This window comes from Vibrio sp. 10N.222.48.A3, from assembly GCF_041475345.1.
Classification (GTDB): Bacteria; Pseudomonadota; Gammaproteobacteria; order Enterobacterales; family Vibrionaceae; genus Vibrio; species Vibrio tasmaniensis_A.
On the sequence record NZ_JBFRVX010000085.1, the window covers coordinates 1 to 3,779 of the forward strand.

Consider the following 3,779-nt stretch of genomic DNA (forward strand, 5'->3'; position numbering starts at 1 on the left):
CAACGTAAGAGAACATCACCGCACGCTTAGTTACGTCGATCGTTTCAACGATTTCGTCAGCCTTGTGGCGAACTTCTGTTTTAACGCCAGTTGCTACATCGTGACCACGGAAGCGGTAAATCTTTTGACCGCCACGGCCACCTGGTGTTGTTACTTCGATATCTTTAACTAGTACTGTTTTGCCATCAACATTGATCGCAAAACCTTTTTTAATCTCACTTGCTCTAGGCATTTTGTGTTTGTCCTTATTGGGTCTATCCGGTGATTATATCTCGTAGACGCTATAAATAGGAATAGCTTGAATCATAAAGTCACCTAAGCGATCATAGAGAGACAGTTAAATCATTATTTTATTTACCGAAACGACCTATGCAGCTACCTGTTATTGACCCAACACAGCCATTTCAACCTGAATTTCAACCTGTGGTTAACGATCTGATTACCTTTCTAAAAGGTGGGTTAGGTTCTAATCTGCACAGTGTCTATGTTTATGGCAGTGTGGCACGCAAGCAAGCCGTTGTCGGTCGCTCGAATCTAGATGTGGTTGTGGTTACTCATCGTTCTTTCCCAGACCAACGAACCACGCTGCTGAATACCATCAAATGGCGCTTCCAAAAGAGCTTCCCTCAGGTCACTCAAGTGGCGATCAAAACTACCTTGGTGAGCGAGATAGTTGATTTCGACAATATCTTTACGTGGGGCTTTATGCTCAAGCATTTAGCTGTGTGTGTGCATGGTGAAGACTTATCTGATTGCTATGGTGATTTCGAAACGAGTTGGGAAATTGCTAAGCATTGGAATATGGACGCGGAAAATTGGTTAGCGGTTTATCGTAATAAGATAGCCCGAGCAACAACGCCAGAACAGCAAGTAGCCGCGCAAGTGATTATTGCCAAGAAGCTTCTGCGAGCCAGTTACTCTTTGATCATGTACCGAGATAAAAACTGGTTCGATGCGCCTATGGAGTGCGGTCAACAGTTCTTGAGATATCATCCAGAGAAAGAAGTCGAGATTCAAAGATTGGGTATTTTGCTGTCTGGGCGTGCGATTCCTAAACGTTCAGTAATAGGTATTCTTGATGGCTTTGGTGAATGGCTGGTTAAGCAGTATCAGAAAACTGAGTTTCGAATCGGGTAGGGGGTCGTAAGCTATCAAGATCGTAAGCTATCCATTGATATGAAAAAGCAGAGCGAGTTAAGCACTCCTCTGCTTTTTTCGTTTTAATGTCTGGCTCGAGTTTTAATAGATATCTCGAGTCTAATGTCGCGTCGAAAAGAGAATTAAATCTAGAACAGACCTAGCTGCTGGCCGCTGACTCTTTCAAAATCTAACCCTATAAATGGCAGAATCGCTTCTGCGACCGGTTTAATCTGCTTGTCGATGTAATGTTGATAATCGATACCGCTCTTCAAATACTCCTTGGGCTCGGGGCCACTCAGCGTAATCAAATATTCAATACGCCCTTTGTTTTGATATTGAAGCGGGCGACCGAGCTGAGCATTGATCTCATCGGCTAATCTAGCAGCGCGAACCTGTGGCGGAATGTTCTTCTGGTATTCATGCAACTTACGGCGCAAGCGTTTTTGGTAAACCAGTAGGTCATCGTGTTTGCCCGCGGATGTTTCATCGACAAACTGTCTAACATAATCACTTGGATCTTGGTCGTGAAAGACCATCTCATACAAGGTTTGTTGGAACTGTTGTGCAAGGGGCGTCCAATCGGTTCGTGCACTTTCAAGGCCTTTAAAAATGATCTTCTCTTGGTCACCTTGATTGATTAGACCTGCATAACGTTTCTTCGACCCTGTCTCAGAGCCTCGAATGGTCGGCATTAGAAACTTGCGATAGTGAGTTTCGTATTCCAGTTCGAGTATTGAGGTTAGGTTGTAGGTTTCTTTTAAGTGATTCGTCCACCAGTCGTTGATGTAAGCCACAAGGGAGTGACCAATCTCGTCTGCTTGTTCTTGCTCAAAACTGCCATTAAGAGACACGAAAGTTGAATCGGTATCTCCGTAAATTACTTGATACCCTTTATCTTCGATCAGAACCTTGGTTTGCTTCATTATCTCATGACCACGCATGGTGATAGAGGATGCCAAGCGAGTATCAAAGAAACGACAACCAGAAGAACCCAGCACACCATAGAAAGAGTTCATGATGATCTTAATCGCCTGAGAAAAAGCTTTCTCGTTATTTTTCTTTGCGACATCACGCGCTGCCCAGAGATTTTCGATCATCTCTGGTAGAAAGTGCTTAGAGCGGTGGAATTGACCGCCACGAAACCCAGCCACTGCTTGGTCTTCTTCAGAGCCTAACTCTAACTTTAGTCCTTCAATTAACCCCATCGGGTCAATTAAGAAAGAACGAATGATCGATGGGTAAAGGCTCTTAAAATCGAGTACCAACACAGAGTCATAAAGGTTGGGAATCGATTCCATCACATAGCCACCGGGGCTAGCGATCCAGTTCTCGGGTTCTAAGTTCGGCGCGACATAACCCGCTCGGTGTATCTGAGGCATGTATAAGTTAGTAAAAGCCGCGACAGAGCCGCCAACGCGATCAAGTTCAACACCAGTTAAGCGAGAACGTTCAATAGCAAAATCGAGTAGGTGAGTGTGTTCGAAGATTCGGTTTACTAGCACACAGTCTTGAAGGTTGTACTTGGCAAGTGAAGGTTTATCGAACTTAAACATTCGATTGATTTCATCCATGCGGTCATGAACATTATGAATGTCTTTGCCTTCGCCCAGTAACTCTTGTGACACGGACTCAAGAGACCAAGAGCGGAAATGGTAGGTTGCTGTTTTAAGCATATCGATACCATCTAAGACCACGCGACCAGGAATGGTAATGAAGCCCTGCTGGTTTTGTGCGGAGCTGCGAAAGAAGCTCGGTTGATTGTCGCGACCAATACTGAGTTTCACTTCGTTCCATTCCGAACGCTTATGCAGCAGCCTAAAGTCGAAATCAATGACATTCCAACCAATGATGATGTCCGGGTCAAATTCGGAGAACCACGCAATCATGGCTTCAAGCAGCGCTTTCTCGTTGGCAACCCATTGGATATTGGTGTTTGCTTCTTGTGGATGGCCAATCATTATCACTCGGCTATCCATCGGGCTGTCTAGGCCGATGGAATAAAGCACACCTTTTTCCGAACACTCAATATCAAGCGAAACCACAGACAAGTTTGGCAAGTAATCGCCAGTTCGGCATTTTGCGTTCGATACTCTGCGATGCTGTCTTTTTGGAGTGATAGTGCCTGTGAATTCGATACTGCCCTTGATAAAGCGCTCCATCAAGAAACGATCGGCCAGTCGAATATCACTTTCAAAGGTTTGGATCTCTTCACCGTTAAAGGCTTGAGCTAACCCGAAGCTGCTTCTCGATAAGGAAGTGTAACAAGCGGCTAAAGGGGTTTGGTCAAATGTTGCTAGCTCCAAAGGCTTTAACTGGCAATTGATAGACTCTTTCGCTGCGATAGCCTGACATGCTTCAACATCAGTTTGCGCGACAAAAAATACAGGCTTTTCATTTTGAATAGTCAGTAGCGTAGGGCCTTGAGGGGTGCTTAACCACAAGTCGATTTGTGTGCGCCCTGAAAAGTCTCTTGCTTGTCTTGTGAGTACAAAGCCTTGCTGAATATCCAATGTAGTAACCTATTGAAATTGGGAATTGAATACTACCACCTAGCGACTCTCAGCGCATAACAGGCAGCAAAAATACTAACTAAATTCTAGTTAACAGAGGCAAATAACGGGACTCTATAAGCAAATAAG

The 3,779-nt window shown here is 44.5% G+C and carries 2 protein-coding genes and 1 pseudogene; 1 reads left to right on the forward strand and 2 read right to left on the reverse strand.

What is annotated here, in order from left to right; translation table 11 throughout:
* Positions 1–232 (reverse strand): annotated as a pseudogene (locus tag AB4653_RS03275) (elongation factor P-like protein YeiP); the annotation flags it as partial.
* A gap of 137 nt (positions 233–369) precedes the next feature.
* Here AB4653_RS03275 and AB4653_RS03280 point away from each other — a divergent pair.
* Positions 370–1,137, forward strand: coding sequence for a nucleotidyltransferase (locus AB4653_RS03280; RefSeq protein WP_102257855.1), 768 nt, complete (start codon positions 370–372; stop codon positions 1,135–1,137).
* 149 nt (positions 1,138–1,286) lie between these two features.
* On the opposite strand, the gene AB4653_RS03285 is transcribed toward AB4653_RS03280, so the two are convergent.
* Positions 1,287–3,650, reverse strand: coding sequence for a DNA polymerase II (locus AB4653_RS03285; RefSeq protein ID WP_102257856.1), 2,364 nt, complete (start codon positions 3,648–3,650; stop codon positions 1,287–1,289).
* Positions 3,651–3,779: the final 129 nt, after the last annotated feature.

Coding starts and splice junctions, on each gene's coding strand:
- AB4653_RS03280 (WP_102257855.1), top strand. CDS start 370: ATGCAGCTACCTGTTATTGACCCAACACAGCCATTTCAACCTGAATTT.